A 24,008-nucleotide genomic window follows, 5' to 3' on the forward strand; every position below is an offset into this window, starting at 1 on the left:
ATGTCAACCAGAACAAACCTACAAAGCGGCAAAACCACGTAAGTTTCATGCTTATAACTTTCGAAGTAGTGATTCGACCATGAAAGATGCGCTAAATATCAGCGCTATGGGCCGATCAAAAGCCAAGAAGTGAGAATCACCACATTTTACGAAATATTCAGAATTCCCTTAAACATTCGGTTCGACCCTGTCGTTTGTAACCGATAAATTTATAGAGCAAGGAAGTACCGATGAATATTGCCAGTTTGAGCATGGCACAGCGATCTGCGGGAGAATGGCTTTCCTCCTTGCCAACCATAATCCTGCTATTGCTCACTATTTTTCTAGCCTCTGGCGAAGTGATTCATTCCCAGTTACTCAAGATTGGTGAGAGCACATGGGAAGGTTACTTCAAGCTGCGAACAGCGGGACTTGTCGGCGCCCCCACCTGTAATTCAGATCCTAACATTGAACAGGAGATCCAGAAGGCCATCACCGAGAAGAAAGCACGAATGGCGGCCGATCCATTAGCCGGAATTTTGGGATCAGAGGTGAACGAAGGAGCGATACGTCAATCGCTGGAGTCATCCCGCTCCATTTGTCGCAATAAATGGAGCGACTACAGGATGGTTCAAGAGAACGCCACTCCTGGAGTGATTGCCTTCCGCAACCTGGAAACAGGGGTCGCCCATCTGGTCACCACCCTTGGGGGTTACAAGCGCCTTTTACTCTGCCTACTTATCATAATCTGTGCAGCAACAGCTACATTCTCCCGACACCACATCGCACTTCGGCCTGCTCAAACGCGCAAGGATCATTTGGTCTCAACTGTTGGTCAGCTAAGTGCAAACCTGATGCTATTGGCGTCAGCATGGGTTTATCGCAGTGCAGAATTATCCGCAGTGGCAGATGGAGTCAACGTTGATCACTTCTATCTTCATCAGTTCTGGATTGCAGGATTTAGTATTCTCAGCCTGGCAGCGTTCTACCAGTTGCTCCGTCCGCCGAAAGATCTAAGCGATGGCGGCTCTTGGGGGAAATCGCTGCTGACCATTCCGCTGTACAGCATCATGTGTATTTCCGCAGGTATCCAGTTCGCCCAACAAGGTTACTATCACGGAATAAGTGTATACCTAGGTATGCTCATGGAGCTTTCCACACTGTTTTTGAGCCTCGCGCTGTATATCTGGATAGGCATGATGTTACGTCAAACCAAACTCGCCCACCTGGTATTTGATGTACTGCGACCCTGGAAAATGTCTCCAGAGCTCATGTGTTTTGTCGTGCTAGCAATTACCGCAATCCCGACAGCGTTCACCGGCGCTTCAGGTATTTTTGTAATCGCAGCTGGCGCCACCGTTTACCATGAGCTGATTCGCGCCGGAGCCCGCAAGCAGTTAGCTCTGGCAGCCACTGCTATGTCTGGCTCTCTCGGCGTCGTTCTTCGACCTTGTCTTCTGGTAGTGATTATTGCCGCATTGAATAACGCAGTGACGACAGATGAGATGTTTTCCTCAGGCTTGAAGGTTTTCTCTTTGTCTTTGTTCTTGTTCTTCGTTTACAGCCAGTTTGTACGCACATCACCCGCCCGTATTGCACCCTTATCTGAAGCAGTACCCGCCAGTCTTAAACGCCTGGTCCCACTGCTTCCCTATATAATCATCATGGGCACGGTGGTAGTATTTTTCCGAGATATTCTGGGTGCGGAGTTAAACGAAATCTACGCCCCCATCATTTTGCCTGTAATGATGCTGTCGATTCTGTGTTACGAGAAACTTAGCGTAAAATCTCTACACGTCTTCTCGTTGACGCTAGTCCCCCTCATTCTCTACTCCTCTTACAATATGGCTGGTATGCAGGAGGCCCTGAATAGCGGCAACATTCCTACTGGCACTTCAAAAAATGAACTTAACAGCCTGTTCTGGGAGCTTTTCTGGCGCAATATGTTACTTAGTGTCAGCCTGATTCTGCAGCATCTAGTAAAAAAACCCTCGGCAAAACCTCACCACCAGCCTGAACCAGGCACAGGAGAGAAGCTAGAGTCTTCACTGCGTTTTGCCACCAATGAAACCACCGGACATATCGGTGCCTTGTTGATTTTGATGGGCATGTCGGTAAGCCTTGGTGGCATCGTAGAACGTTCTGGGATGATGGAAAACTTACCTGAAACTTTTGCCAATATCTGGGTTGCAATGACTATATTGGTGATCACTATGGTAATCATTGGCATGACCATGGATCCGATGGGCGCGGTGTTACTGGTGAACGCCACGATAGCTCCTGTGGCGTTCGCCAATGGAATTGAGCCCCTGCACTTCTGGATGATCACTCTAGCGGCCTTCGAACTGGGCTACTTGTCACCACCGGTGGCACTTAACCACTTATTAACAAGACAGGTGGTCGGCGACGAGGAAGTGGAATCCGCCAAAGTTCACGGAGGCAGCTTTTACCGTCGCCACGAGAAGTATCTTCTGCCTATTGCCGTGATGCTGACCGCTCTATTGATGGTATCCTACCTGCCACTGATGTCAGATACGCTCCACGGCTATATGTTCCAGAAAATATCGCACGGTGGTTAATCGCGAGTCAATTTTAAAAGTTGGCTTTCAATAACTGATTCCATCGCTCAGCGAAAATTAAAATGTAAACTGATTGCATTTACAATAAGACGAAAAATTTTGGTCAGGAATAATCAAACTTTATCTGAACTCCTGACCAAATCCGCCCCCCATCAACAGATGATGACCAGGGCAAACTCGACCGGCAACGTGCCGGGTTTGAGGCCCCAGCCACACCGCCGTGATACGCCCCTACTCCTATTTTGTATATCACACTCTGTCGTGACTGGATGCCTACGAAATCTGCCGCTTTTGCATTAGAAAAGACGATGGAGAGGGCGATGCCATTACCTATTTCTGAGGTGGCAGGCTCAATGACGCACATTCACTGATCGGCGCGGGCAAATGTGGTGTCGCTCTGTACCATGCATCACCCAGAGAGCAACGCCAGCATGACTGAAAACGATTCGCCGCCGCGCCAACTGATAGAACTCATGCCGGATAGTCGCGTGAAACCCCAATCGCCCCCCTGATTTAGGACTGACGTGCGTTTTGGGGATGTCCTCAATTGAGAAAGGGAAAAGTCTCGCTCCCTAGAGCAATTTTCATATCATGCCCACTTTTATTTAATGAACCAATATTCGGAGGTAAAGTGGGTTTGTCCACTCCCCCTTTAGTGAGGCAGTCCTAAACTAGAGTTTTCTACTTTCTGGCGATACACCGCTGGCGGTATGTCACCCAAGCTTTCATGCGGACGCTCGTCGTTGTAATCCAGCATCCACAGCCAGGCCATTTCCCGAACCTGGCCCAGACTCTCGAACAGATAGGCGTCCAGGAACTCATAACGGAACGACCCGTTAAATCGCTCGACGAAGCCGTTCTGTTGCGGTTTGCCAGGCTGGATGTAGGCGACCTCAATGCCTTTCTCTTCACACCAGTCATAGAACTCCGCTGCGATCAGCTCTGGCCCGTTATCCACCCTGATCTGGTTTGGCAGCCCACGCTCTTGCTCAAGGCGCTCCAGCGTCCGCACTACACGTCCTGCCGGGAGGCTGGCATCCACTTCGATGGCGAGACACTCGCGAGTGCCCTCATCGATGATATTCAGCGTACGGAAGCGCTTGCCGCAATAAAGCGTGTCGTGCATAAAATCCAATGCCCACTGCTTGTTCGGATACATGCTGACCTCCAGCGGTTTGGCGATACGCTTGGGCAATACTCGCTTCGTGCGCCTGCGCAAATTCAGGCCCATCTGGCAATATACGCGGTAGACACGCTTGTGGTTGAAAGGCAGGCCTTTGTTCCTAATGCGCTTGTAGCACTTCCAGAAGCCTGCCCTCGGTGACTTCTTGAGTTGCTCGTTCAGCGCATCAATGACAGCAGCATCCGCTACACGCCAGTCCCGGGGCTTGCGGTAGTAGCTCGCCCGCCCCAGACCGACCAGCTTACAGGCGTGAGTGATCGATAATCCAAATTCGACCAGAGTCGTTGCCGACTCGCGTCTCTCCGCTGTCACCAACCCTTTTTTTCGAATAGATCCTTCAGGGCAGCATTTTCCAGGCTCAGATCAGCAAACATCTGCTTGAGTTTGGCATTCTCGTCCTGAAGCTCCTTGAGCTTCTTCACATCCGACGCTTCCATGCCACCGTACTTGCTCTTCCAGTTGTAATAGGTGGCATTGCTGATGCCATGCTTTCGGCAGATCTCCTCGACTTTCATGCCCGCATCGACCTCTTTGAGGATTGATACGATCTGAGTTTCAGTAAACCGTGATTTCTTCATAGTCGTCTCCTGAGATGTGATATTCCCAGAAAACTCTAATCAGGTCTGTCTCAGTTTAGGGGGAGTGGACAGGTTTTTCTGATTCAACATACATCAATAATACAAAGGTGTCTGACATATGGATAAAAAGGGCATCTGTCTTTAACACGATAGTTTAGACACTATTTCCTACACTTTTATCAGGGGTATAAAATACACCAGTAAAATGGTTAATCGGTAGCCGAAGCCAAATCTGTATTGAATGCCTAGCAGTCCGTGATGTTTATTGAATCACGGTGCCCCCACAAACCTTCATTTTCCCCTGTCGAAAGCTTTATTTTTTTGCTCTTGCTACACAAATACTGAACTCTATCTTCAGTAAGATTAGTCCAGCTCGCAATTACCCTAGTGCTACGCCACTTTCCTCCTACTGAATTCCCTTGGAGCCATACGTTGACTCTTCGCATTTCAAATACCTCACGGACCATTTCATGCAGGTATTGGACCCCGTAGACTGTGAGCCCTGCAATTGCGCCACCAGAGGCACCAACCACAATCCCTTCTATAACATTACTTTCCATGCCAACCACCTGAATAGACGCCGCGCTCTGCGGACATTTTGTCAGATTGCTGCGTTAAACTAGCTGATCTTCGCACCAATACCCCGCTGAAAATCTTCAATAACCCTCTTTTCAAAGATTCCATCACCAAAACGATCAAGCTTTCGGTTTCGCAAATTATTCACGACCACATCTAATGAATCGTCCTTGTTAAAAACCCTTCCATTCAAGAGCTTTTCCGAAATTTCTGTCGGCAGGCCATACTCTTCAAGTGCAGAAAATGATGATGGTTGAAATAAGTGCTCTATTATCATAGCAAAAGGTAAATAGTTACATCCTGACAAGCCCTTCAATTGCAAAACATGATTGACGACATCATTTAGCGCAGCAAGGTACTTAGGATAATTAAACGATGCCCAGCCTCTCAAGAAGGCAAGCACATTCTCTACCGCTTCGTCAGGCGAAGTATTCCGCTCTATTTGGCTTATTATCATTTCTCTTCTAAATTGAGGCACATTGCGCGAAGAGTAAAGACGCCATATCCAGAATGTCATCATGCTTGCACTTCGCATAGAACTCTGCCTAGCTGCTGCCGCCCCACCTAATTGCGTCCAAATCAGATCAGACGTAAGTTTGATGTCATCATACACAGGCCTTGAAGCCCATACATAGCGTTCCAACTCTCTAACTTCCAAAGAAATCAGTGTTTTAGCGGCATCCAATAAATACTCAGGCTCAATACCTGAGTGTTGTTTTAGAAGCTCAACAGGAAGGAGTTTTTGCCTTAACAATGAGTCAACTTTCTCTCGAAGTGTCGATGGAACATCCATTTCTGAAAGATTAATCAGAAGACTGCTTGGCGTGTTCTCTCCTGGGTTTATGGCAGGCATATCCACAAAGGGAAGTTCTTCTTCAGGGGGAGCATCAAAAACAAAGATATTCCCCATGAAATGACGAAACATACGACCAGATCGCCCTTTAATATTGCTAAAAGTGAAGAAATCTAGTGATCTTCTATTAAGCTTACTATCGTAGACCACCACATTTTTAGCAGAGGTATTTACTCCCTCAATCAGGGTAGAAGTACAGAGGAGTATTTTTATCTTTCCCTCCTCAAAAGCGCGGATCATAAAGCGCCCAAGCGCACGAGGGAGGCGCCCATGATGAATTCCAATCCCATGCCGAAGAGCCACAGAGACTAACCACTCATCATGATAATTATCCGAGGTCCACTTCGCAGCCTCTAAAAGTTCACCATCTTGAGTCATCTCCACTTCTCTTATATCAAGATAAGATTTAATTAACTTTCTTGTACTTGCGGGAGACTGGCAATAAATCATCGTTTGGCCGTCAATTTCATCCAAAAGATTAGCTAGAGCTTCATCCTTATTTGGCTTTTTCTTAAGAAAATGAAGTTCAACAGCTACTGTTTGAAAATCCTCAATGAGAAATTTGCAATTTAGCTTCTCTTTAACAATAGCCGGTATTGACTTAATTGAAGGGCCCAACATATAGAACTGCGCCCCGGTATTGGATAATCGCAGGAAAGCCTGATTTAGTAGAGTTGAACGACCTCCATCACTTGATATAGAAAGCTTATAGAATTCATCAATCACAAAAAAATCAATTCCTGGGATATCATCTTCTAAAGAGAGATAACGCTCTTGCGTGAGAACAAATATATTTTTTTCAGCTATTTTTTGGTTACTAGAAGTGACTATCGAATACTCATCAACGAATCTTGACATTCGTCGCCTAGTTTCTTCTACCAACGCCAAAGTTGGGACTATCAATACGACATTATCAAATCTCTTTGCTGATATAATTATGTCGATTAGAAGACTTTTTCCAAAAGAAGTAGGCGCACTCAAAATCACAGAAGCTCCTGACATTAGCCAGTTCAATACACGAGCTTGCGACCTATGCAAAACATACTCGCCCATTACCCCATCAGCCCGATGAGCGGCATGCATCAGTGCATTTCTTAAAGAAAGATCCTCAAGATCTGAAACATATGGGTAGAGGCCCACCTGCATCGTCAAATCATTAAGTATATTTCTATAGTCTTGATCGAGGAAATCCTGCCCTTCAAGAGCTCGAATCACCAGATCACGGCCTAAATCGATACTAGAAGAACAAACATTCGCTATTTCTGAGAGAATAATGAAGGGATCTTTTGTCCAGGTTTCTGATTTGAGTTTTTCACGAATAGCAGAAATATTCATCATAGTTGCAATGCCTTAAGTCGTGCATCAAGAGCTGCTATAAGCTGTTTTTTTTCTTTTAATGGGACAAAGATAACATGAACAACAAGAGGAAAATATTGATTGAATCTATTCTCATATTCATGATTTATTTTCCCTCTTAAGTTAGCATAGGCATCTCTCATCTCGACTTTAATTTTCTCTCTGTATTCCTCGTTGTCACTCTCGCTAACTCCGACAACATCGCTATCATAAGTAAGCAGTATCGGAATGCACGCTTGTTTGAAGACAGAATCCAGAGATGTGTTCTCATGCAATAACTTATTAAGCGCTTCAGCCTCTGACCAAGTGGGGTCAATTTTATTTTTTATGAGAATAAACTCTGACCTCAAGTAGTCGGTTTCCAAATGGTCAACAACCTCTTTAGAAACATCATAAACAGCCCTGGTTATATTTTCATAGAACTTAGTCTCACCTATCCACAACTCAAGATCACCATCTTTCCTGACAACATGCACAGCATCAAATCCCTTTACTGTTTCATTAACTGCGCTTTTATAATAAATCTTGCTGACAGCAGGAAGCGTTTCATAAACCTGACGAATAGCTATATGCAGCAAAATCTCACCAAACTCTCCCCTTAACCCGTATTTTTCTGTTTGATAAACAATTTTTGCTGCCTTTTTCGTCATCCTCAATGCATTAGCGTGACCTATATCGTTCAACTCTGAATAATCCAATGCGAACTCAGGCAGCCACTCCATCATGTGGTCTGCTAACTGGTCATTCCTCCATTCCCCACGTTCAAATCCTGCACAGAGAGCCAAATCATCCCCAGTCCCACTGAGCTCATGAAAAATAACTTTCAAAAAATCGTCTGGATGTTCCATTTATTCCCTTTTATTATCCATTTCCATATTTCCCCTGCGCAGCTTCACGCCTGACCTAAATACCAAGATAGCCGAAATTTATTGGTTCTTGTCCAGATGGATTCTTTCCTAAATCATCCTTTAAGCATGACAGCGCCCCCATCAACCTCATCAATTCGGCTAAGTCTTGGCAAAGACCATCTCGCTTAAGGATTAATTATTACCAATAATTCTACCCCCCCCACTGCCTCGGTGCTGCAGCACAGATTTGAATAATTTCATTCATCTCACCAAGCATTTATATTGATTTCTTAACTCAGATTCAACAATCCGTGCAGATTCCATTGGCGATCTCGCAATATCAGTACCACAAATCCGCAGACTCTGGATTCCTATTTTATTCAGCTTCTCATCAATTTCCTGATCTTTCTTCTTGGCTTCTGGCGATGAATGGTGGGCGACAGAATCACAAAATACAGCCAGCTTCTTATCCGGAAAATAAAAATCAGCATCAGTAATACTTTTCAGGCGCTTCCGCGATTTTAGGTTCTCCCAAAGCTTATGAAAGCTAGGAACTGTAAATCCATCCTCGCAGATAATGGTTTGTAGCTCAGGATTCAATCCGATAGAATCCATCGCATGCAAAAGAAACAATTCAATGGGCGAATCACAGCCCCATATTTTTTTAGGCTTCAGCTTTCTAAAACTCTTAAAATACCAGTTATTCCTATATTTTTTATAGTCTTTCAGGACTTGGCCATGACCTTGCAGCTTCGGAATTCCTGGCAGAAGAACCTCACTGTGTTCGAACTTGTCGGCTAGTGCATATACGCTATGAACAAAACCCAGCATGTCCGACTCAATATTCGAGTAATCGTGCATGCCTAGCATATGTAAACCAAACGCACCTCGAAACGGATTGAACCCTTTATACAATTTTGGAACTCCATCCATTCGCTCAAGATCGATATTCTCTACCCATTCCGGCGGGACAGAGGAAATCGCCCCCCTTTTGCTAGCTGGCATTAACGAAATACGGTAGGGCTTACCTACTAACTCGCCATTTTCATCTCTGAAGCCATAGGCATTAATGACAACATATATAAGCTGAAAATTAACACGCTCTTTTTTATATATTTCAATCGACTCCTGAGATGCATTAACACCTATCAATCCGTTATTAGCCTCAATATGTCTTTTCTCTAGTGGTTGAACTCCATCGAGCTGAAATATGTCGTAGTTCAAAAAGTCACCAATAGCCCCCTCGACATCAATTCTGATCGGCATCAGTGGTAAATTTTTATAGAAGGGAAGGTTTTCGAGCTCCTTCGGGCGATTCTCTATGTTTTTAATTTGATCTTCTGACACTGAAAGCACCTAACTAGTAATCTGTATAACGGCTATTTCAACTACAGATGCCGAGTATCTAAAGCCGTTAGGCTCTATGACACGACAACATGTCACAAATTTCAATAGGCTTAGCTCTCGACTAACAACACGAATAGAAGAGAAATTAAACTACCGTGGTTAAATTCTGGGTTTTCACTCTTGCTTGCAAGTTCACATGCCCGATTCCAATTTTTTTTACCCACATATCACCACCATGAAACCAGGAAGGAATGACCTTCCTGACCCCACTTCATGGAGGTTTCATGATCATTCAATGTCCGTCTTGCCGCTCCATCCGCGTTGTAGCCCTCCAAAATGGCCGCAAGGTCGGCGGCTCTGTAGGCACGGTTGCAGGTGCTGCCAGCGGCGTCGCCATGGCGACAAGCGGGGCTCGTGTCGGTGCAACTGTAGGTATGGCATTTGGGCCTGCTGGATCAGCTATCGGAGGCATCGCCGGTGCTGTGTTTGGTGGCCTGGCGGGAGCCGTGGCCGGCGGTGAAGCTGGTGCTGCACTGGGAGCCAAGCTCGACGAGACCTATCTCGACAACCTGGAATGCCTGGACTGCGGTCACAGCTTCCGCCTCGATTCTGAGTAATCCCCTCTCCCCTTTACCCACTACTCCGAAGCCCGCCCTGTGCGGGCTTCTTTATGCCGCCTTGGAGGCCTGAATGGATATCCCCACTTTCGTAAAGAACGAGCAGGGCCTGTACCACGTACAGGGCTGCGTTAAGCCTGAGGAGATTGTCAGTACGGCGGCCACCATTCTGCTGGATGAGCTAACCGGCCGGGAGGCACTCACCTCTCCCACCGATGTCGCCCAGTTCCTGCAGATGGCCCTAGCCCAGGAAAAAAACGAGGTCTTCGCGGCCATCTTCCTCAACAACAAGCACAAGGTGCTCAGTTTCGAGCCCTTGTTCAACGGCACCATTGATGGCGCGGCGGTGTATCCCCGTGTGGTGGTACAGCAGGCCCTGGCCTGCAATGCCGCTGCAGTGATCTTCGCCCACAACCATCCCTCCGGGTGCTGTGAGCCCTCCCAAGCTGATCGCACCATCACCACCCGGCTCAAGGACGCCCTAGCCCTGATCGATGTGCGGGTCTTGGATCACTTCGTAGTGTCCCGCTCCGAGTGGGTCAGCCTAGCCCAGCGTGGCTGGCTCTGAGTTTTCCTCTTCTGCTTTTGCTCTACCCCTGACTCTCCACACCTCTTCTCATTCGTTAACCCGCCCGCTTCGGGCGCACTGCTATTTCTTGGAGATTTACCATGGCACATCTTGTCAAAAGCATGGCCTATGCAGGCCGCACTCCCTGGCACGGGCTGGGCAACCAGCTCGCCGCCCAACAACCCCTCAATGTCTGGATGCAGGAAGCCGGCATGGACTGGGAGATCCGCGAAACCCCTGTCCGCTTCATCAGCAGCGAGGCTGGCGCCCTCGGACAGATCTCATCCTTCCCGGATCAGAAGGTCCTGTTCCGCTCAGACAATCAGACGCCTCTGTCGGTAGTGAGTAACCGCTTCAAGGTGGTTCAGCCACGGCAGATCCTGGAGTTTTACCGGGATCTCACCGAGCGCTCTGGCTTTGAACTGGAAACGGCTGGCGTCCTTAAAGGTGGCCGCAAGCTGTGGGCGCTAGCCCGCACCGGGCAAACGGGCTCCTTGGCAGGCAATGACCAGACCAACGGCTATGTGCTGCTGGCTACTGCCTGTGACGGCACCCTGGCTACCACTGCCCAGTTCACCAGCATCCGGGTGGTGTGCAACAACACCCTGGCGGTAGCCCTGAATGGTGCCGGCCAGGCGGTGAAGGTCCGCCACAACACCACCTTTGATGCCCAGGCCGTCAAGAAACAGCTGGGGATCTCCGTCTCCGCCTGGGATGACTTCATGTACCGGTTGAAAACTCTCAGCGAGCGGCGCATCACCCGCAAGACCGCCGAGAAAGTCATGCGCTCGGTCTTCACCGATGTGAACTACTCCTCTGGTGACATGCTGGTGAAGCCCAACGAGCAGGCCATGAAGAAGGCCATGTCTCTGTATGACGGGGCCGGTCGCGGCGCGGAGTTGCCGTCTGCCAAGAGCACGGCCTACGGACTGCTCAATGCAGTCACCGAGTTCGTGGACCACGAACGCCGCGCCCGCAGTACCGACAACCGTCTGGATTCCGCCTGGTTCGGCAAGGGCGCGCAGATCAAGCAGCGAGCCCTGAGCCAGACTCTGGAACTGGTGGCCTGACTGATTCCCTACCCATTCTTTTCCCTCGACTAAAGCCCGACCCGCTCTGTGCCGGTCGGGCTTTTTATTGTTTGGAGCCTGACCATGACAGAACGTAATCACGATAGCAGTGTAGCCCCGGAAGCCAGATGCTCTGCGCCACCGCTCTCCCCACATCTGGCCGCCATCTGGGGCGCCTTTCTCCATGAAGGAATGATGCTGAACAAGGAGCGCGGCACCCGGCTTCTGGAGCTCTGGGGTAATGGCTGTATCGAGCTGATCAGCACCCTGTGTGACTTCATCCCCGATATCTGGAAACAGGCGCAACCCTACTGGTACGGCCCGCAAGGGTTTCCTGGGGTGTTCGAGTACGAGGTGGTGTCCATTCTGGGCGAACAGCTGGGCACCTATCTGCTCGAGAATGACGGCAATTTGCCGCCAAACGCCGACATCCAACAGATGATCACCGAGCTGGTGGTCACCTTCTTCAGCCAGGGTGGCAGCCATGAGATCCCGTCGGATCAGACGCCCCAGGCCCATCGGCTGATCAATCTCCATGATCGCTTTACCGAGCGGCTGACCCAACTGGAAGGAGGTCACTCATGAGCACTCCCCGCGCTATCAAACCCTCATCCCGTCCGGCGCTGCGCCTGGTGTCCACCAAGGGCATGAACCGGGAGCAGTGGCTCAAGGTTCGCAAGCAAGGTATCGGCGCCAGCGATGCCGCTGCGGCGGTGGGGCTCAACCCGTATCAGTCACCGCTTGAGCTGTGGATGATCAAGACCGGGCGAGATGGGCTGTTACCGGCCCCCGACCCGGACGACATCCATACTCCGCTGTACTGGGGCAATCTGCTTGAACCCAAGGTGGCCGAGGCTTATGCCAAAGCCACCGGCAACAAGGTGCGGCGAGTGAATGCGGTCTTGCAGCACCCGGATGCCGACAAGCCCTGGATGCTGGCCAATCTGGATTACTCGGTAGTGGGAAATCCAGAGGTGCAGATCCTGGAGTGCAAAACCACTGGCCTTAATGGTGCCCGGCTCTGGGCCGACGGGGTGCCGGAGTACATCCAGTGTCAGGTACAGCATCAGCTGGCCGTCACCGGCAAGCAGGCAGCGGACGTGGCGGTACTGATCTGCGGGCAGGAGTTGCAGGTGCATCGCATTGAGCGGGATGACGCCGTCATCAAGCAGCTGATCGAGCTGGAGAGGGCCTTCTGGCATCAGGTGGAGAGCGATACGCCACCCGACGCTGACGGCTCCGACTCCGCCGATCAGGCCCTGCGGGCACTCTATCCCCATGATGATGGCGAAACCCTGGATCTCATTGAAGACACCGCACTCAACGGCGACTTCAGTGAGATGCTGGATATCCGGGAACGCTTAGCTCGTCTGGCCGAACGGGAAGCCCGGCTCAAGCAGCGCATCCAGCAACGCATGGGGGATGCCGCTCGGGCTTACTTCATAGATGGCCAGGTGAGCTGGAAGCGCAGCAAGGACAGTACGGTGCTCGACACTGACGCCCTGCTCAAGGCTCAGCCCGCGCTACTGCAGCAATTCCCCAAGCATCGGGCCGGCAGCCGCCGGTTCCTGGTCAAGCCCAACACCTGATCGTTCTCGCATCACCTTACTCAACACCCCACGCCTAACAGCATAAACGCCGGGCCCTGCCCGGCGGCTGTGTGCTTTTTTATAACAGGAGATTCTCATGATCAAAGGACTCGCCATTACTCCACCCGTGATTGGCCGTATCAGCATTGGCCGCATGGTGGAAAAGAACGGCAAGCGTCTGCCGGAGAAAGACGACCAATTCACCATCACTACCCAGATCCAGACCCGGGAGGGCTGGCTACCGCACCCACTGGATGAGGCCCTACGCCAGGAGGTACAAGGCAAGAAGCTACGCAGCATTCCCGTCACCCTGCCCTTCAATGATCCGGACCTGAACCTGCGGGCGGAGTACACCTTCTTCGAGCGCAAGAGTGGCCGGCCCCTGTGCAGTGGCGACGGGGAGACCTGCCGACGCCGCACCGACCAGGGCCTGGAGCAACTGCCTTGCCCCTCACCCGACCTATGCGAATTCGGCGCCCACGATCTGTGCAAACCCTACGGGCGGCTGTATGTACGGATCAGGGAAGAGGATGAACTGGGCTGCTTCGTGTTCCGGACCACTGGCTACAACAGCATCCGCACCCTGGCGGCTCGGCTTCGCTACTTCCATGCCATCAGTGGTGGCAACCTGGCCACCCTGCCGCTGGAGCTGAAGCTGCGCGGGAAGAGCACCACCCAGAGCCACCGGGCACCAATCTACTACGTGGATCTGACACTGCGCGCTGAGCAATCCATGGAGGACGCCGTCAGCCACGCCAGGGAAACGGCCAAGGCCAGGGAAAACCAAGGTATCAACCAGGCAGAGCTGGACAAGGTAGCCCATACCGGCCTACTCAACGCTCAGTTCGAATACTCGGAGGAGGAAGGGTTACAGGTCGTGGAGGAGTTCGTGCCGGAAGGCACTGCCCCACCGGGCAATGCTCAACCGCAGCCCGTACAGGGACTCAGCCAGAAGCTGGCCGGGAAACAGGCAGGCTAATCAATCATGGCCAGCAGACCTTGGCGACGTTTAACGGACAGGCGCCGGTAGCCCTTGAGCAGTTGGGCTTCGGCGTCATTGCGTACCTGGGCGTCATACTTGGACTTCAGCTCTGAGGCACCCTCAACCTGATCACCGCAGATCAGATGATCCAGCGATACACCGAGGACCGCCTTCAACTTCGGCAGTAAACGAAATCCGGGCGAATCACGGCCATTTTCCCAGGCAGATATCGTGGATTTGGTCACCTCTAGTTCGAAGCCCAGCTGTTCTTGCGTCATACCCAACGCCAACCGTGCCGCCTTCAGGCGCTCGGGAAAGCTCATCACGCCCACTCCATCAATCAGATAGAGCAACGCTACGGCAGAGCCATACTTCTGTCGTACCGCAATACTTGACCCCACAGGTATAGCATTGCAATACTTTGCGAGTCTTGAATTACATAACACTCAAACTGAGACACACCTTCCAAACCAGCGGACACAGCGCCAGGGGGAGACCGCTCTTCCCAGGCACAGCACTCGACCTGTGCTTGGCTAAAAACCATGGAAGGACAGCCACTACAAGGAATGAACAATGGAAAACAGCACCACGGGGAACGAGATCTGGTCCTACGAACTCAACGGAGAAAGGAAAGGGGGCGTTTCTGAAACCGATCTCATCACCCTGATCAGCAACGGCACACTGCGCCACGGATCATCCGTCTGGAAGAAGGGGTTCGCGGACTGGACCAACATCGAAGATACCCAGCTTCGAGAGCACCTTGATGATACGACCCCACCGCCGCTAACCGGCGCCAAAGTCAACAACACCGTTGTATGGATTCTGGCGTTTGCCCCACTGATCGGCCTCACCCTGGAATACTTTGTGGCCTACATGGTTCACAGCAGCGAGTACCGTGCCGAGCAAGCCGTTGCCAGCGGCCATTTCATTTACATCACTCTCATACTCAATATCGCCCTGTCTTTCCTGGATGAAAAGAGACTCAAGAAAGCCGGCACTGACACCAGCACATTTGGTGGATGGGTGTGGCTGGTGCCCGTTTATCTCTACCAACGATCCCAAGCCCTGAAGCAGAACCTGGCGTACTTCATCGTCTGGATCGTCTGTTTCCTATTAATTGTGGTTGGTGCTTAAGCCAATCACCTCATGGAACGATTTTAAAAGAGAACCATCATGAAAAACCTCAAAGTAGCCCTAGCATGCATTTCCCTAGCAGCCCTATCCGGATGTTCTTCTGAAATAGACGTCATTCGGGAAGGGCGCCTTGAATTACTCCCTGAATATAAAGTTGGCCAGGCGCTGGATAACCGTAAGCTTTGTGAGAGCACATACTGGTCTGTCATTGAGGACGAACGGGGCCGAGATGTCGTTCGTTACACCTGTGATTTCAAGGACATAGAAAAGAATTACAGGGATACAGCAAATGAAATGATCGATGCTGCAAAAAACGACAGCAGGCTGATCACATTGCAGGAAAGGTTAAACGAACTCGAATCAGAAATAGCGAGAGAAAAACAACTATTAAAGAAAGCCCAAAATCATATCGATAACGGGAATTCTTGGACTGAAAGGAAAACAGAAAACGGCTCCAGCTACACGGTTTGGCCTCGTGTGAAACAGCAATCAATAACCGATATAGAAAATCACGAAAGAGGGGTCCGGAGCATAAAAAACCAGATCTCGATGATTGAAAAAGAAAATCAGGACTCCCTCTCTCTGGCTCAGGAGACTATTGAGAAATACAAAGGAGCCAGGGCCTTTGAAACCATTGACTGGGTGGTAATGGAGGACGGCAGCTTCATGGTGCTTTCCGGAAGCATGCATCATACCAACATATTCAAAGATACCATCGAAGAAACGCCACACGAGAACATACAGTCCGCCCTCTACCTAATTTACAACGAAAACTTCGACACACTATTTGCTTATGAAGATGCGCTACAGCAAATAGCGGAGCTTTGATCATACTTCAATAAAACCCAGTCGCTGACTTGAACGGGCGGCGAATCTGCCCGTTTTATCACCTCTTCCCAAAAGGACAACTCAATGAGCAAAGATATTGACATCGAAAAATACACCTCCGAAGACATCACTACTGAAAAGCTCTCTGAACTCATTTCCAAGAAAGCTTCCTTTCAAATTGTCGCAGTCAAGAACATCAGCTCCGTGGTAAACAAAGTCGAGGGCGCTATTGAAAAGAAAGGACTACGTTGCCGCGTGTACACGGAATACAGAGCGGCCTCCTTAGCCAGCTTCGCTATCCCGACTGGCTTTACCCAGGTTACTGGCTTTGCCTCAGTGATTGGCATCGCCGCTCATAACCTCGCCACTTTCAACCCTGATTATGAGATAGGTAAGAACAAACCTGCCGGCAAAGTCACCGTCATTTACAAAAAGGACTGATTCTCAACAGAATCAGTTAGTCGATCAGCCCACTTCAGGTTGGTGTACAAACTCTTCTTATCCATATTCGGGATGGCAAAACCCTACACCATCAAGAGGATTTGCGAACTCGAAACAACGGCAAAGAAGATCAGTAACCCATGTCCTGATGTTGGGCTTGCTCGGCTAGGGAACGCATGGCTTCCTGACTCTGCTCATCCCGTCTTACTTCGATCAAAAGCTGATCCCAGTCATCGGGAGGGCGGCCACTTTTCAACATTTTGCGGAAAACCCGGCAGGCATCATCTGTGCTCTCATACGCCCACTTAGTGCCTTCATCATTTACCCAAGCATAGACAATCACCTTGCTTGAGGCGTGATAACGAAAGAATAACCGGTATTGCTGAGAAAACTTCGCGCAGAACCAGTGCTTGTGATCAGCGCCAAGCGTACCACCCTGCCGGCACTCCGGCCTTGCAGGGTCCTGCGGGATAACCTCGAATGCTAACTTGGCAATCGCAGCCAATCGCTTGGTAGCATTTTTTTTGGCGAACCCCTCGGCACTTTTTTCTTTGTGACTTTCGACTTGTCTTGCCAGAGTTTCAAGCTGTTCCATAAATAATGGGTGAGCGTAAACCGCCCACCCACTGATAGTTAGAGTGGTCGATTGCCTCCCACTCATTCATCGTCTTCCTGTAAAGGCGCATCCAGATCAACCTCAACACCCTTCGTCAGCGACTGAATACGCTGCATTAACGCATCCTCAACCGCAAGGATGTGCTCCGGATACTCGGCAATATCACGCGCCAGGAAATTCAAGAACGACCCCAGAGCCGGGTCGTCGCTTTCACTGGAGGCCGCGCGGGTCAAAACCACTTCGCCATTCTGGCGGATGACATAGTGAACCTTGTCTCGCTTGTTGAGTTTGAGAGCACGGCGAACCGTTTCCGGCACGGTGGTCTGATACCGATCTGTCAGCGTGGATTCAACTTCAAGGGTGGCCATGGCCGCCTCCTGCACGATGGGGGATGACAGGCAGATAGTAATGCAATCGCATTACCAAAAACATCACCCCGCCTGATCCCTTTCCCCAATTCTCTCCAGAATCCAGGACTCCACCTCGTCAGAGACCCACCCCGTTGCACGGGCACCCAGCGGAACCGGCTTTGGAAACACCCCGTCCGCAATCAGCTTGTAAATGTAGGACCGCCCCAAGCCGGTGGTGTCCATCACTTCTTTCAAACGCATGATTCTCATGAGCAATCTCCTTCATCTCATGAGATGCGGCATGGCTGTAAAAACTAACCAGCTGAATCGCCACCAGTACTCTAGACACTTCTCAGCCGTTCTTGGTGACGCTTTTCATACTCTACCGGCGACAACTGCTCATTAGAACCATGGTGTCGCCGGTTGTTATAGAACATCTCGATATAATCAAAAATATCTGCTCGGGCGGCGCCCCGGCTGCTGTAGATCTTTCGCTTTATCCTCTCCCTCTTCAACAGCTGGAAGAAGCTCTCAGCAACAGCATTGTCGTGGCAGTTACCGCGCCGACTCATGCTGCCCTCCAGGTCGTGCGCCTTCAGAAACGAGTCCCAGTCGTGGCTGGTGTATTGGCTGCCTTGGTCGGAGTGCACAATCACTTTGCCCTCAGGCTTGCGACGCCAGACAGCCATCAAAAGTGCATCCAGCGCTAGCTCCTTGGTTATCCTGGATTGCATTGACCAACCGATCACCCGTCTTGAGAACAGATCCAGAACAACCGCCAGATACAACCAGCCTTCATGTGTGCGGATATAGGTAATATCCGTTACCCAGCTCTCGTTCGGCGCTTGCGGATTGAACTGCCGCTGCAGGATATTCGGTGTCACCTTGTGTAGCTCCCCAGCCCTATGGCGTGGCTTACGATAACCAACCTGCGCTCGTATTCCCGCGTGGCGCATCAGCCGGTGGACTCGATTGGGCCCGCATTGCTCGCCATACTCGCGTAGATCAGTATGGATTTTCCGGTAGCCATACACGGCTCCGGATTCCAGCCAGAACTGCTTGATCAGACCGGACAGGCGCTCGTCCTCGATTGCACGAGCTGAACGAGGCTGTCTCTGCCAGGCGTAAAAGCCACTGGGGTGAACGTCCAACAGAGAACACAGTGAGCGAATTGGCCACCGCTCGCTGTGCTCCTGAATGAAGGCGTACCTCAATCGGACTGACTGGCGAAGTACGCCGCGGCTTTTTTTAGGATGTCTCGCTCTTCGGTAACGCGCTTGAGCTCTTTCTGGAGTCGGCGGATCTCGGATTGGTCATCTGCATTGGCCTGATGCTGCTCGGAATCCGGGCCGAACTTCCTGATCCAGGCGTACAGACTGTGGGTGGTGACGCCGAGTCGATAAGCCACTTGGGCCACACTGTGACCACGATCGGTCACCTGACGAACCGCCTCAATCTTGAATTCTTCGGGATAGCGCTTGCTGCTCATAGATACCTCTCTGGTTGCCATTTTGGATGGCTGAAAGGTGTCTAGCAAACTGGTGGCGATTCAAGCCTGACCGCTACCGACGGCTGCACCCAAAGCTATTGGAGCCATCTCCATATCGCTTGGTCTCGGCCTTGGCGAAATAGCTAAGCCTCCTGAATAGATCCACGTACCGGTCAAGTATCGTCATTGAGTTCGCATCAATGTAGTAGGTCCCATTGGAAGGGAAATGCACTAGCCCCTTTCCTTCAGCCCAAGGAAGCCTCAGCGCACTGCACCAGGCGCTACGGATTCTTCCCGACATATTTTCCGCTGCGATCCTTTCCTCTTCTTCCGGGTGGCCATTAGGGCTGAATGCCCCCAGATAACGATAAGCGTCTCCGTTCAGCAATATGCAACAATGGTAATGACGATGGCGCGATCTGTTTTGCTCTCTCGCCCAGACATATCTGAGCTCACAAGAGTGCACCCGCTGTCCCTGCCTCGCCTTTCTCAATTGATGGGCGTTGATTTTCGCCTGTAGTGATTCAAAGAAGCTCGATATCACACTGGAGTCTGGTTCAGGGAAGTCGACAGGGATTCTGAGATCGAAGCGGATAGCCGTGGTTCGTCGGTACCTGTCCACCGCCTTCTTCATGGTTTCCAGGGTTCTCTCGAGATACTGCTCAATGTAGGGAGAGTGCTTGGGCAGCAGAGGAAGACCGTTCCATTCCGTATCTTCTACCAGGGTCAAGTTGGGGTTGTGGGGATGTCGTGTTGCCATGTCTGTGTCCTATTCGTTGTTGAACACAAGAACAGGCACACACGTAATTTCTTACTCGGATTCCCCCTCTACGCTATAGCTATCAACTACCAATCAACCCACAATGATCAAACCTATATATCTATAACCGACAGCTGAGACGCTCGAAAAAGTCACGCTGTAGCACAGCCAGCAAGGGATACGTCCGCAAAAACCGACGAATTTAGCTCTGGAAATATATGATGTCCTGACAACGCCCTTCTCCTTTCCCCCATCTGAAAATCCCGACGCACAGTCCCGACATCTAACCTCGCCTCCGGAAAGACGCTCCCTATTCAGACAATCCGCTGACGATTCTTTTTCGCAGCCCCATATGCATCAAAGAGATGCCTTTAATCTCCTTCTCTTGATTTAACCGCTCCCAACGTTTTTTCCCTCGTTGGCGATCCCGAAAAAGGAATATGCTCTCTTCCAGCCGCTCCTCTCCCCCTGGGAAAATCGCCAAAGTCCACTTCCTTCCAACGTCAGCATTGATCAGTTGATACGAGCCATAGATCCTGAACTTGGTGTTTTCACACAGAAAACACTCCAAATCCGCCTCCCTCAGAGCCTCCTTATAGAGGCTAGCGGCCACATCAGCCCATTTCTTCACCCCATGATCCACAAAATACTCCACCACATCAGGTAACAGTGCCCTCTTGTCTTCGGCCATATGCTTAAACCAATGTTCCGTTCCCAGCTCTCGTTCCAAATCCTTACTTAATGGCTCACCCTCCCCATCACCAAGGCTATCCTCATCCACAACACTCCTTTCAAGAAAAAGGCATGCATGCCGCCCCAGCAGGCAGGAGAGATGTCGTGCGGTCTTAAACCACGGCCGGTCCCGGAAATATTCACTCCATCCAGCCGGCAAGCCCTCTCTTTGCTCAATCTTAGCCAGCTCCTCCTTATCAAGCCTCCTAAAAGTTCTTGCTCCAAAAAGGCCATAGAAATCGCATATCCTATCAAGCGGCCTCCAAGCCAACCGATCGAATACATAGATACAATGGACCCTATCCTCCCCGAAGAAAGAATGCCCTAAATTGAGCCAATAGACCCCTGGCCTTCTCCCAAACAGATGTTTACTGCTAATACCGGGTAGCCAGTTTCTGAGCACCCCAACCTCAGCAAGTTGATTGAGCGCATACCGAAACTGTGACTTTTCAAGTCCCGCCATCTCTCTCAAAGCCTTCTCCCCATAGCCACTGACATACCCTGTCTTATCAGCAGACATCACAAGCACCCCGAGCAAGACCAAGCTGTTCACAGTCAGCGCATCGCTCCCCTCTTCCCTTTTCACCCGAATCCGACCCAACCTTTCATTTTGGCAAAAGAGCCCCCTGATCAAATTTTGATTTAGTGAAAAAGTCTTATTACCCTCTACTAGCGCAGCCAGCCTCTCAATATTGATTCTGAAGCTTTTCTGCCTCCTGCCCCTTTTGCTCTCAGCTCCCGGCATAGGACAGGGCTCAACCACACCTACCTCAACCCAAGCATTCCTAGAGCTGCTCACATAGCGGTCATTGAGCTGGATCTTTTGTGCTAGATCTTTTACTTTATCCGTGACGGTGTTGGTCCCGTAGCGCCTCCAAACCGCAATGAGGAAATACTTGTCTATTGCAGACACCCGGTCATCCCGGAGTTTGAGAGCCCAGCAGATAACATCTTCGTTAGTCACAATTAATCCCCATATTTTTACCCTAAAATTGTAGCGACTAGAGTAGCTTCGGCGCCAATGATGTTACAGCTCAACATTTTCTATTGCATTAATCTAAAACTAGTTTAAAACTAGTATCCACTAGTTTATAACGTTACGGACACGGCAGTCATGTCAATAGTCGAGCTCTTGAATCAAGGCGATACCGCTGAATACGAATGGGCTCTGAGCTACCTACGGAAGAAAGGCTACTCTCGATCAGTCCCTCCACACGACAGCACGTTTCAGCAACTACAACAGGTCAATCGCCTAGATAAAGAGGCAATGCGATTATTCGAGGCAGCCCTCGACCGCCACAGAAAGCGACAAGAATCAAAGCAAAAGGGGGAGAAAAATTACAACTTTTTTCTTAGCAAAAAAGCAGACGACCAACTCACAAAATTGCGTAACGAATACCGAAAATCCGTGCCTGAGATGCTCGAGTTTCTGATCAATCAATCAGCCAAAGATTTTGAGTGGGGGAAGAGGGAGGGAAAGCGAATGGCCATGGCAACTGCCCACACCAGGAAAGCCACTCTATTTCAGCCAGACAACTCACAAGCGATCCTAGGAAGTCAGATCGAAGGTCTTGTGAATGCCGTGGAATCCAGGGACCGAATTATCAACCAACAGATAAACATGCTATCCGAACTACAAGCAAAGCTAGAAAGCTGGGGGTTCTCCAACGAAACGCCTGGCCCAGATTATGAGACCCTAAAAGCTCAACACTTCAAGAAAACTGAACAATCAATCCGTCTAGAGCTCGAAAAACGCTCCCAGCAACAAACTGAGACTGACGACGACAGACAAGACCAAGATGCACAGGCATGACCTCAAACTAGCGACTTACCCCATACACCTTCCTTGACTTATCAAGCTGTCGACTGATCAGTTTAGCAATACCGCCATCCACGCCGAAATCTCTGGCAACAACAGAGAAATCAGCGAGAACATCCACGGCCTCGTCAATATCGTGCTGGGCCTGCTCCCATTTGGCGTAGCCCGCCCGCGCCGCCAGCGCCTGAATAGCTTTCAGCGGCGGATTCTTGCCGAAACCGGCATAGGCAGTGGCATGCTCCTGGTATGGATGAGGGCTAAAGGTCACATCGTAGAAAGGGGCTGGCGTCCATTCGCCAGCATCATCCTGCAGGAAAGCCCAGTTCTTGCTGTGGTCATCCTGGTTACAGGCAAGCAGGTTGAACATGGCTCTGCGGAACTGCAGTTTGCCGACCGCTGGTGAGCGGCACAGGTGGCGGCTGGCCTTGATCAGATCTTCGTAATCCAGGCTAGGCGTCCGGAAATCTGCATCCAGCAAGCCACAGGCACTGTGCATGTGGAGTCGACCTGCCTTTTGGTGGTGGCTTATCCAATCGAACCGCTTTACCCCGAGCCAGGCACGGGCGCCGCTTTGCTCTGGTGCCTCAAACAGCCGCCACTCAGGTGGCTCCAACCCCAGCTTTCCGGCCAGGCGCAGATAGACCGCTTCACAGAGCCCTTCTTCATGCCCGAGGGGCAGATTCCGGGAGGTAAATTTGACCAACCAGGCCTCATTCCCCGGCCTCGCCACCGTATGGCAGCGATCTGGCTCATCCGGGGAGATGTAGAGCTGCGCCTTGGGCCTGGCACCACCGGAGCTGCCTGCTGCCACCAGATCCGCCAGCACCTCTTCCGTCTGACCGTCAAAAAACGCCTGCGCCTCCATTCCCAGCGTCGCTAGGTCGATGTCGCCGGCTGAAGCAACCTGGTATTCCGAGGTCGGAGAGAATGACAAGGCCCCCATCCCGGAAGCCCCTACAAACGCCAGGCGATCCATGGCGGTAATCTGGGCAGGGAGAATGCCATGCTGTCTGAATACCCGGTCTTGCAATAGCGACCCCCAACCATCAGGCAGGCTATCGCCGAACAGACCATGCAGGCCGGAGTGCGGCCTTTTGGGAGCAAGCTGCAGCTCCGTGGTTGCCTTTAGGCCAAAGGGCGAGAGGTTGCCATATCGCCCCAGATAATCTGCATCGTACTGAAAGAAGACGCCCTGCCGATTCTGCGCCAGCACACCCACCGTCACCGCCTGCCCCGTTGCCAGCGTGCGGGTTACCGTCAGCTTGCGGACCGGCTTAAAGGTCATCGCTCAACACCTCATCGATACTGGATGGCATCTCGGCTTGGTCAGGGGAGTGACGAGTTAGCGTGTACAGGCGACGCAGATCATCGAGGCTCTGCCACAGCAACAGCAACTGCCGGAACGAGATTTGGCCGGTGAGCTCGAATTTCTTGATGGTGGATGCTGGCACACCGCTACGCGCAGCCAGCGCATCGCGAGATAGCTTGGCCTGCCTGCGTAGACGTCGCAGGTGAGCGGCAAAGGCTTGCTGGACATCGGTATCGTCGATCAGGAACGGCGTCATATCATTCCAAAGCAGACACAATGACGCCCAATTATTGCACAAATCCAAAAAATAGACACTATTATGTCTTTTTTAGACCAACACTGTCCCGGCCGCCATATTGGTGCGGTCCAGAACCTGAGGAGCCATAAGAAAGCTGCAGAGGAATT

The 24,008-nt window shown here is 50.8% G+C and carries 24 protein-coding genes; 11 read left to right on the forward strand and 13 right to left on the reverse strand.

The genetic code is table 11. The annotated features are described in order from the left end of the window. Window positions 1–230 precede the first annotated feature (230 nt). Window positions 231–2,558, forward strand: a complete 2,328-nt coding sequence (locus ADG881_RS09490; protein ID WP_007150199.1) for a TRAP transporter large permease subunit — start codon at window positions 231–233, stop codon at window positions 2,556–2,558. 652 nt (window positions 2,559–3,210) lie between these two features. Here the strand turns inward: ADG881_RS09490 and ADG881_RS09495 are convergent. From ADG881_RS09495 to ADG881_RS09515, 4 genes are all read right to left on the reverse strand, one after another. After that, window positions 3,211–4,319 (reverse strand): IS3 family transposase gene (locus ADG881_RS09495; protein ID WP_156790334.1). Its coding sequence is split into 2 segments (ribosomal slippage): window positions 3,211–4,058 and window positions 4,058–4,319, totalling 1,110 coding nucleotides; the frame shifts between segments, so codons are not numbered across the junction. A gap of 619 nt (window positions 4,320–4,938) precedes the next feature. Further along, on the reverse strand, window positions 4,939–7,086 hold the full coding sequence (locus ADG881_RS09505; protein WP_007150676.1) for a DEAD/DEAH box helicase: 2,148 nt from the start codon (window positions 7,084–7,086) through the stop codon (window positions 4,939–4,941). Next, a complete protein-coding gene (locus ADG881_RS09510) occupies window positions 7,083–7,952 on the reverse strand; it encodes a DUF1837 domain-containing protein (protein WP_039926518.1) in 870 nt (289 codons plus the stop codon). The genes ADG881_RS09505 and ADG881_RS09510 overlap by 4 nt, the downstream gene beginning before the upstream one ends. Before the next feature lie 261 nt (window positions 7,953–8,213). Further along, complete coding sequence (locus ADG881_RS09515) at window positions 8,214–9,299, reverse strand: hypothetical protein (RefSeq protein WP_156790380.1); 1,086 nt, start codon at window positions 9,297–9,299, stop codon at window positions 8,214–8,216. Window positions 9,300–9,550: 251 nt separating this feature from the next. On the opposite strand from ADG881_RS09515, the gene ADG881_RS09520 reads away from it, so the two are divergent. The 6 genes from ADG881_RS09520 (at window position 9,551) to ADG881_RS09545 (ending at window position 14,122) form a co-directional block, all read left to right on the forward strand. Then, entirely contained in the window at window positions 9,551–9,916 is a 366-nt protein-coding gene (locus ADG881_RS09520; protein WP_232211714.1) for a hypothetical protein, read from the forward strand. A 73-nt stretch (window positions 9,917–9,989) separates the two neighbouring features. After that, entirely contained in the window at window positions 9,990–10,484 is a 495-nt protein-coding gene (radC, locus tag ADG881_RS09525; protein ID WP_007150554.1) for a DNA repair protein RadC, read from the forward strand. Between the two features lie 101 nt (window positions 10,485–10,585). Next, window positions 10,586–11,554, forward strand: coding sequence for a DUF932 domain-containing protein (locus ADG881_RS09530; protein WP_039926522.1), 969 nt, complete (start codon window positions 10,586–10,588; stop codon window positions 11,552–11,554). Between the two features lie 84 nt (window positions 11,555–11,638). Continuing rightward, window positions 11,639–12,139, forward strand: a complete 501-nt coding sequence (locus ADG881_RS09535) for a hypothetical protein (protein WP_232211715.1) — start codon at window positions 11,639–11,641, stop codon at window positions 12,137–12,139. Beyond that, window positions 12,136–13,143, forward strand: coding sequence for a YqaJ viral recombinase family protein (locus ADG881_RS09540; protein WP_007150566.1), 1,008 nt, complete (start codon window positions 12,136–12,138; stop codon window positions 13,141–13,143). The genes ADG881_RS09535 and ADG881_RS09540 overlap by 4 nt, the downstream gene beginning before the upstream one ends. A gap of 97 nt (window positions 13,144–13,240) precedes the next feature. After that, complete coding sequence (locus tag ADG881_RS09545) at window positions 13,241–14,122, forward strand: hypothetical protein (RefSeq protein ID WP_007149093.1); 882 nt, start codon at window positions 13,241–13,243, stop codon at window positions 14,120–14,122. Here ADG881_RS09545 and ADG881_RS09550 read toward each other — a convergent pair. Beyond that, on the reverse strand, window positions 14,119–14,526 hold the full coding sequence (locus tag ADG881_RS09550; RefSeq protein ID WP_232211716.1) for a helix-turn-helix domain-containing protein: 408 nt from the start codon (window positions 14,524–14,526) through the stop codon (window positions 14,119–14,121). The two genes, ADG881_RS09545 and ADG881_RS09550, sit on opposite strands and share 4 nt — an antisense overlap. Window positions 14,527–14,698: 172 nt before the next feature. On the opposite strand from ADG881_RS09550, the gene ADG881_RS09555 reads away from it, so the two are divergent. The 3 genes from ADG881_RS09555 (at window position 14,699) to ADG881_RS09565 (ending at window position 16,528) form a co-directional block, all read left to right on the forward strand. After that, a complete protein-coding gene (locus tag ADG881_RS09555; protein WP_007149964.1) occupies window positions 14,699–15,259 on the forward strand; it encodes a DUF4339 domain-containing protein in 561 nt (186 codons plus the stop codon). 39 nt (window positions 15,260–15,298) lie between these two features. After that, window positions 15,299–16,087 carry a hypothetical protein gene (locus tag ADG881_RS09560; RefSeq protein ID WP_007151302.1) on the forward strand — a complete coding sequence of 263 codons (789 nt, stop codon included), beginning with the start codon at window positions 15,299–15,301 and terminating at the stop codon, window positions 16,085–16,087. Window positions 16,088–16,171: 84 nt separating this feature from the next. Then, the gene (locus ADG881_RS09565; protein ID WP_007149370.1) at window positions 16,172–16,528 is read left to right on the forward strand and encodes a hypothetical protein; all 357 of its coding nucleotides are present in this window, start codon (window positions 16,172–16,174) and stop codon (window positions 16,526–16,528) included. A gap of 130 nt (window positions 16,529–16,658) precedes the next feature. On the opposite strand, the gene ADG881_RS09570 is transcribed toward ADG881_RS09565, so the two are convergent. From ADG881_RS09570 to ADG881_RS09600, 6 genes are all read right to left on the reverse strand, one after another. Next, window positions 16,659–17,189 (reverse strand): type II toxin-antitoxin system YhaV family toxin, encoded by a 531-nt coding sequence (locus ADG881_RS09570; RefSeq protein ID WP_050760138.1) that lies wholly within the window; start codon window positions 17,187–17,189, stop codon window positions 16,659–16,661. After that, entirely contained in the window at window positions 17,186–17,512 is a 327-nt protein-coding gene (locus ADG881_RS09575; RefSeq protein WP_039926526.1) for a type II toxin-antitoxin system PrlF family antitoxin, read from the reverse strand. The genes ADG881_RS09570 and ADG881_RS09575 overlap by 4 nt, the downstream gene beginning before the upstream one ends. 63 nt (window positions 17,513–17,575) lie before the next feature. Further along, window positions 17,576–17,764 (reverse strand): AlpA family transcriptional regulator, encoded by a 189-nt coding sequence (locus ADG881_RS09580; RefSeq protein ID WP_035249891.1) that lies wholly within the window; start codon window positions 17,762–17,764, stop codon window positions 17,576–17,578. A gap of 71 nt (window positions 17,765–17,835) precedes the next feature. Beyond that, window positions 17,836–18,983, reverse strand: a protein-coding gene (locus ADG881_RS09585) for an IS3 family transposase (RefSeq protein WP_156790381.1) whose coding sequence is annotated in 2 segments (ribosomal slippage) — window positions 17,836–18,746 and window positions 18,746–18,983 — 1,149 coding nt in all. Because the reading frame shifts where the segments join, the coding sequence is not laid out codon by codon here. Between the two features lie 73 nt (window positions 18,984–19,056). Further along, on the reverse strand, window positions 19,057–19,743 hold the full coding sequence (locus ADG881_RS09595) for an inovirus Gp2 family protein (protein WP_039926530.1): 687 nt from the start codon (window positions 19,741–19,743) through the stop codon (window positions 19,057–19,059). A gap of 310 nt (window positions 19,744–20,053) precedes the next feature. Beyond that, window positions 20,054–21,439, reverse strand: coding sequence for a hypothetical protein (locus ADG881_RS09600; protein WP_007150050.1), 1,386 nt, complete (start codon window positions 21,437–21,439; stop codon window positions 20,054–20,056). Window positions 21,440–21,589: 150 nt separating this feature from the next. Here ADG881_RS09600 and ADG881_RS09605 point away from each other — a divergent pair, with 150 nt between their 5' ends. Next, the gene (locus ADG881_RS09605) at window positions 21,590–22,288 is read left to right on the forward strand and encodes a hypothetical protein (protein ID WP_039926532.1); all 699 of its coding nucleotides are present in this window, start codon (window positions 21,590–21,592) and stop codon (window positions 22,286–22,288) included. Window positions 22,289–22,295: 7 nt separating this feature from the next. On the opposite strand, the gene ADG881_RS09610 is transcribed toward ADG881_RS09605, so the two are convergent. Together ADG881_RS09610 and ADG881_RS09615 are read right to left on the reverse strand one after the other, a co-directional pair. Next, on the reverse strand, window positions 22,296–23,579 hold the full coding sequence (locus tag ADG881_RS09610; protein WP_007149450.1) for a type II toxin-antitoxin system HipA family toxin: 1,284 nt from the start codon (window positions 23,577–23,579) through the stop codon (window positions 22,296–22,298). Next, window positions 23,569–23,859, reverse strand: a complete 291-nt coding sequence (locus tag ADG881_RS09615; protein WP_007148800.1) for a helix-turn-helix domain-containing protein — start codon at window positions 23,857–23,859, stop codon at window positions 23,569–23,571. Before ADG881_RS09615 ends, ADG881_RS09610 begins: the two co-directional genes overlap by 11 nt. Window positions 23,860–24,008 lie beyond the last annotated feature (149 nt).

This window comes from Alcanivorax sp. DG881, from assembly GCF_000155615.1.
Taxonomy (GTDB): domain Bacteria; phylum Pseudomonadota; class Gammaproteobacteria; order Pseudomonadales; family Alcanivoracaceae; genus Alcanivorax.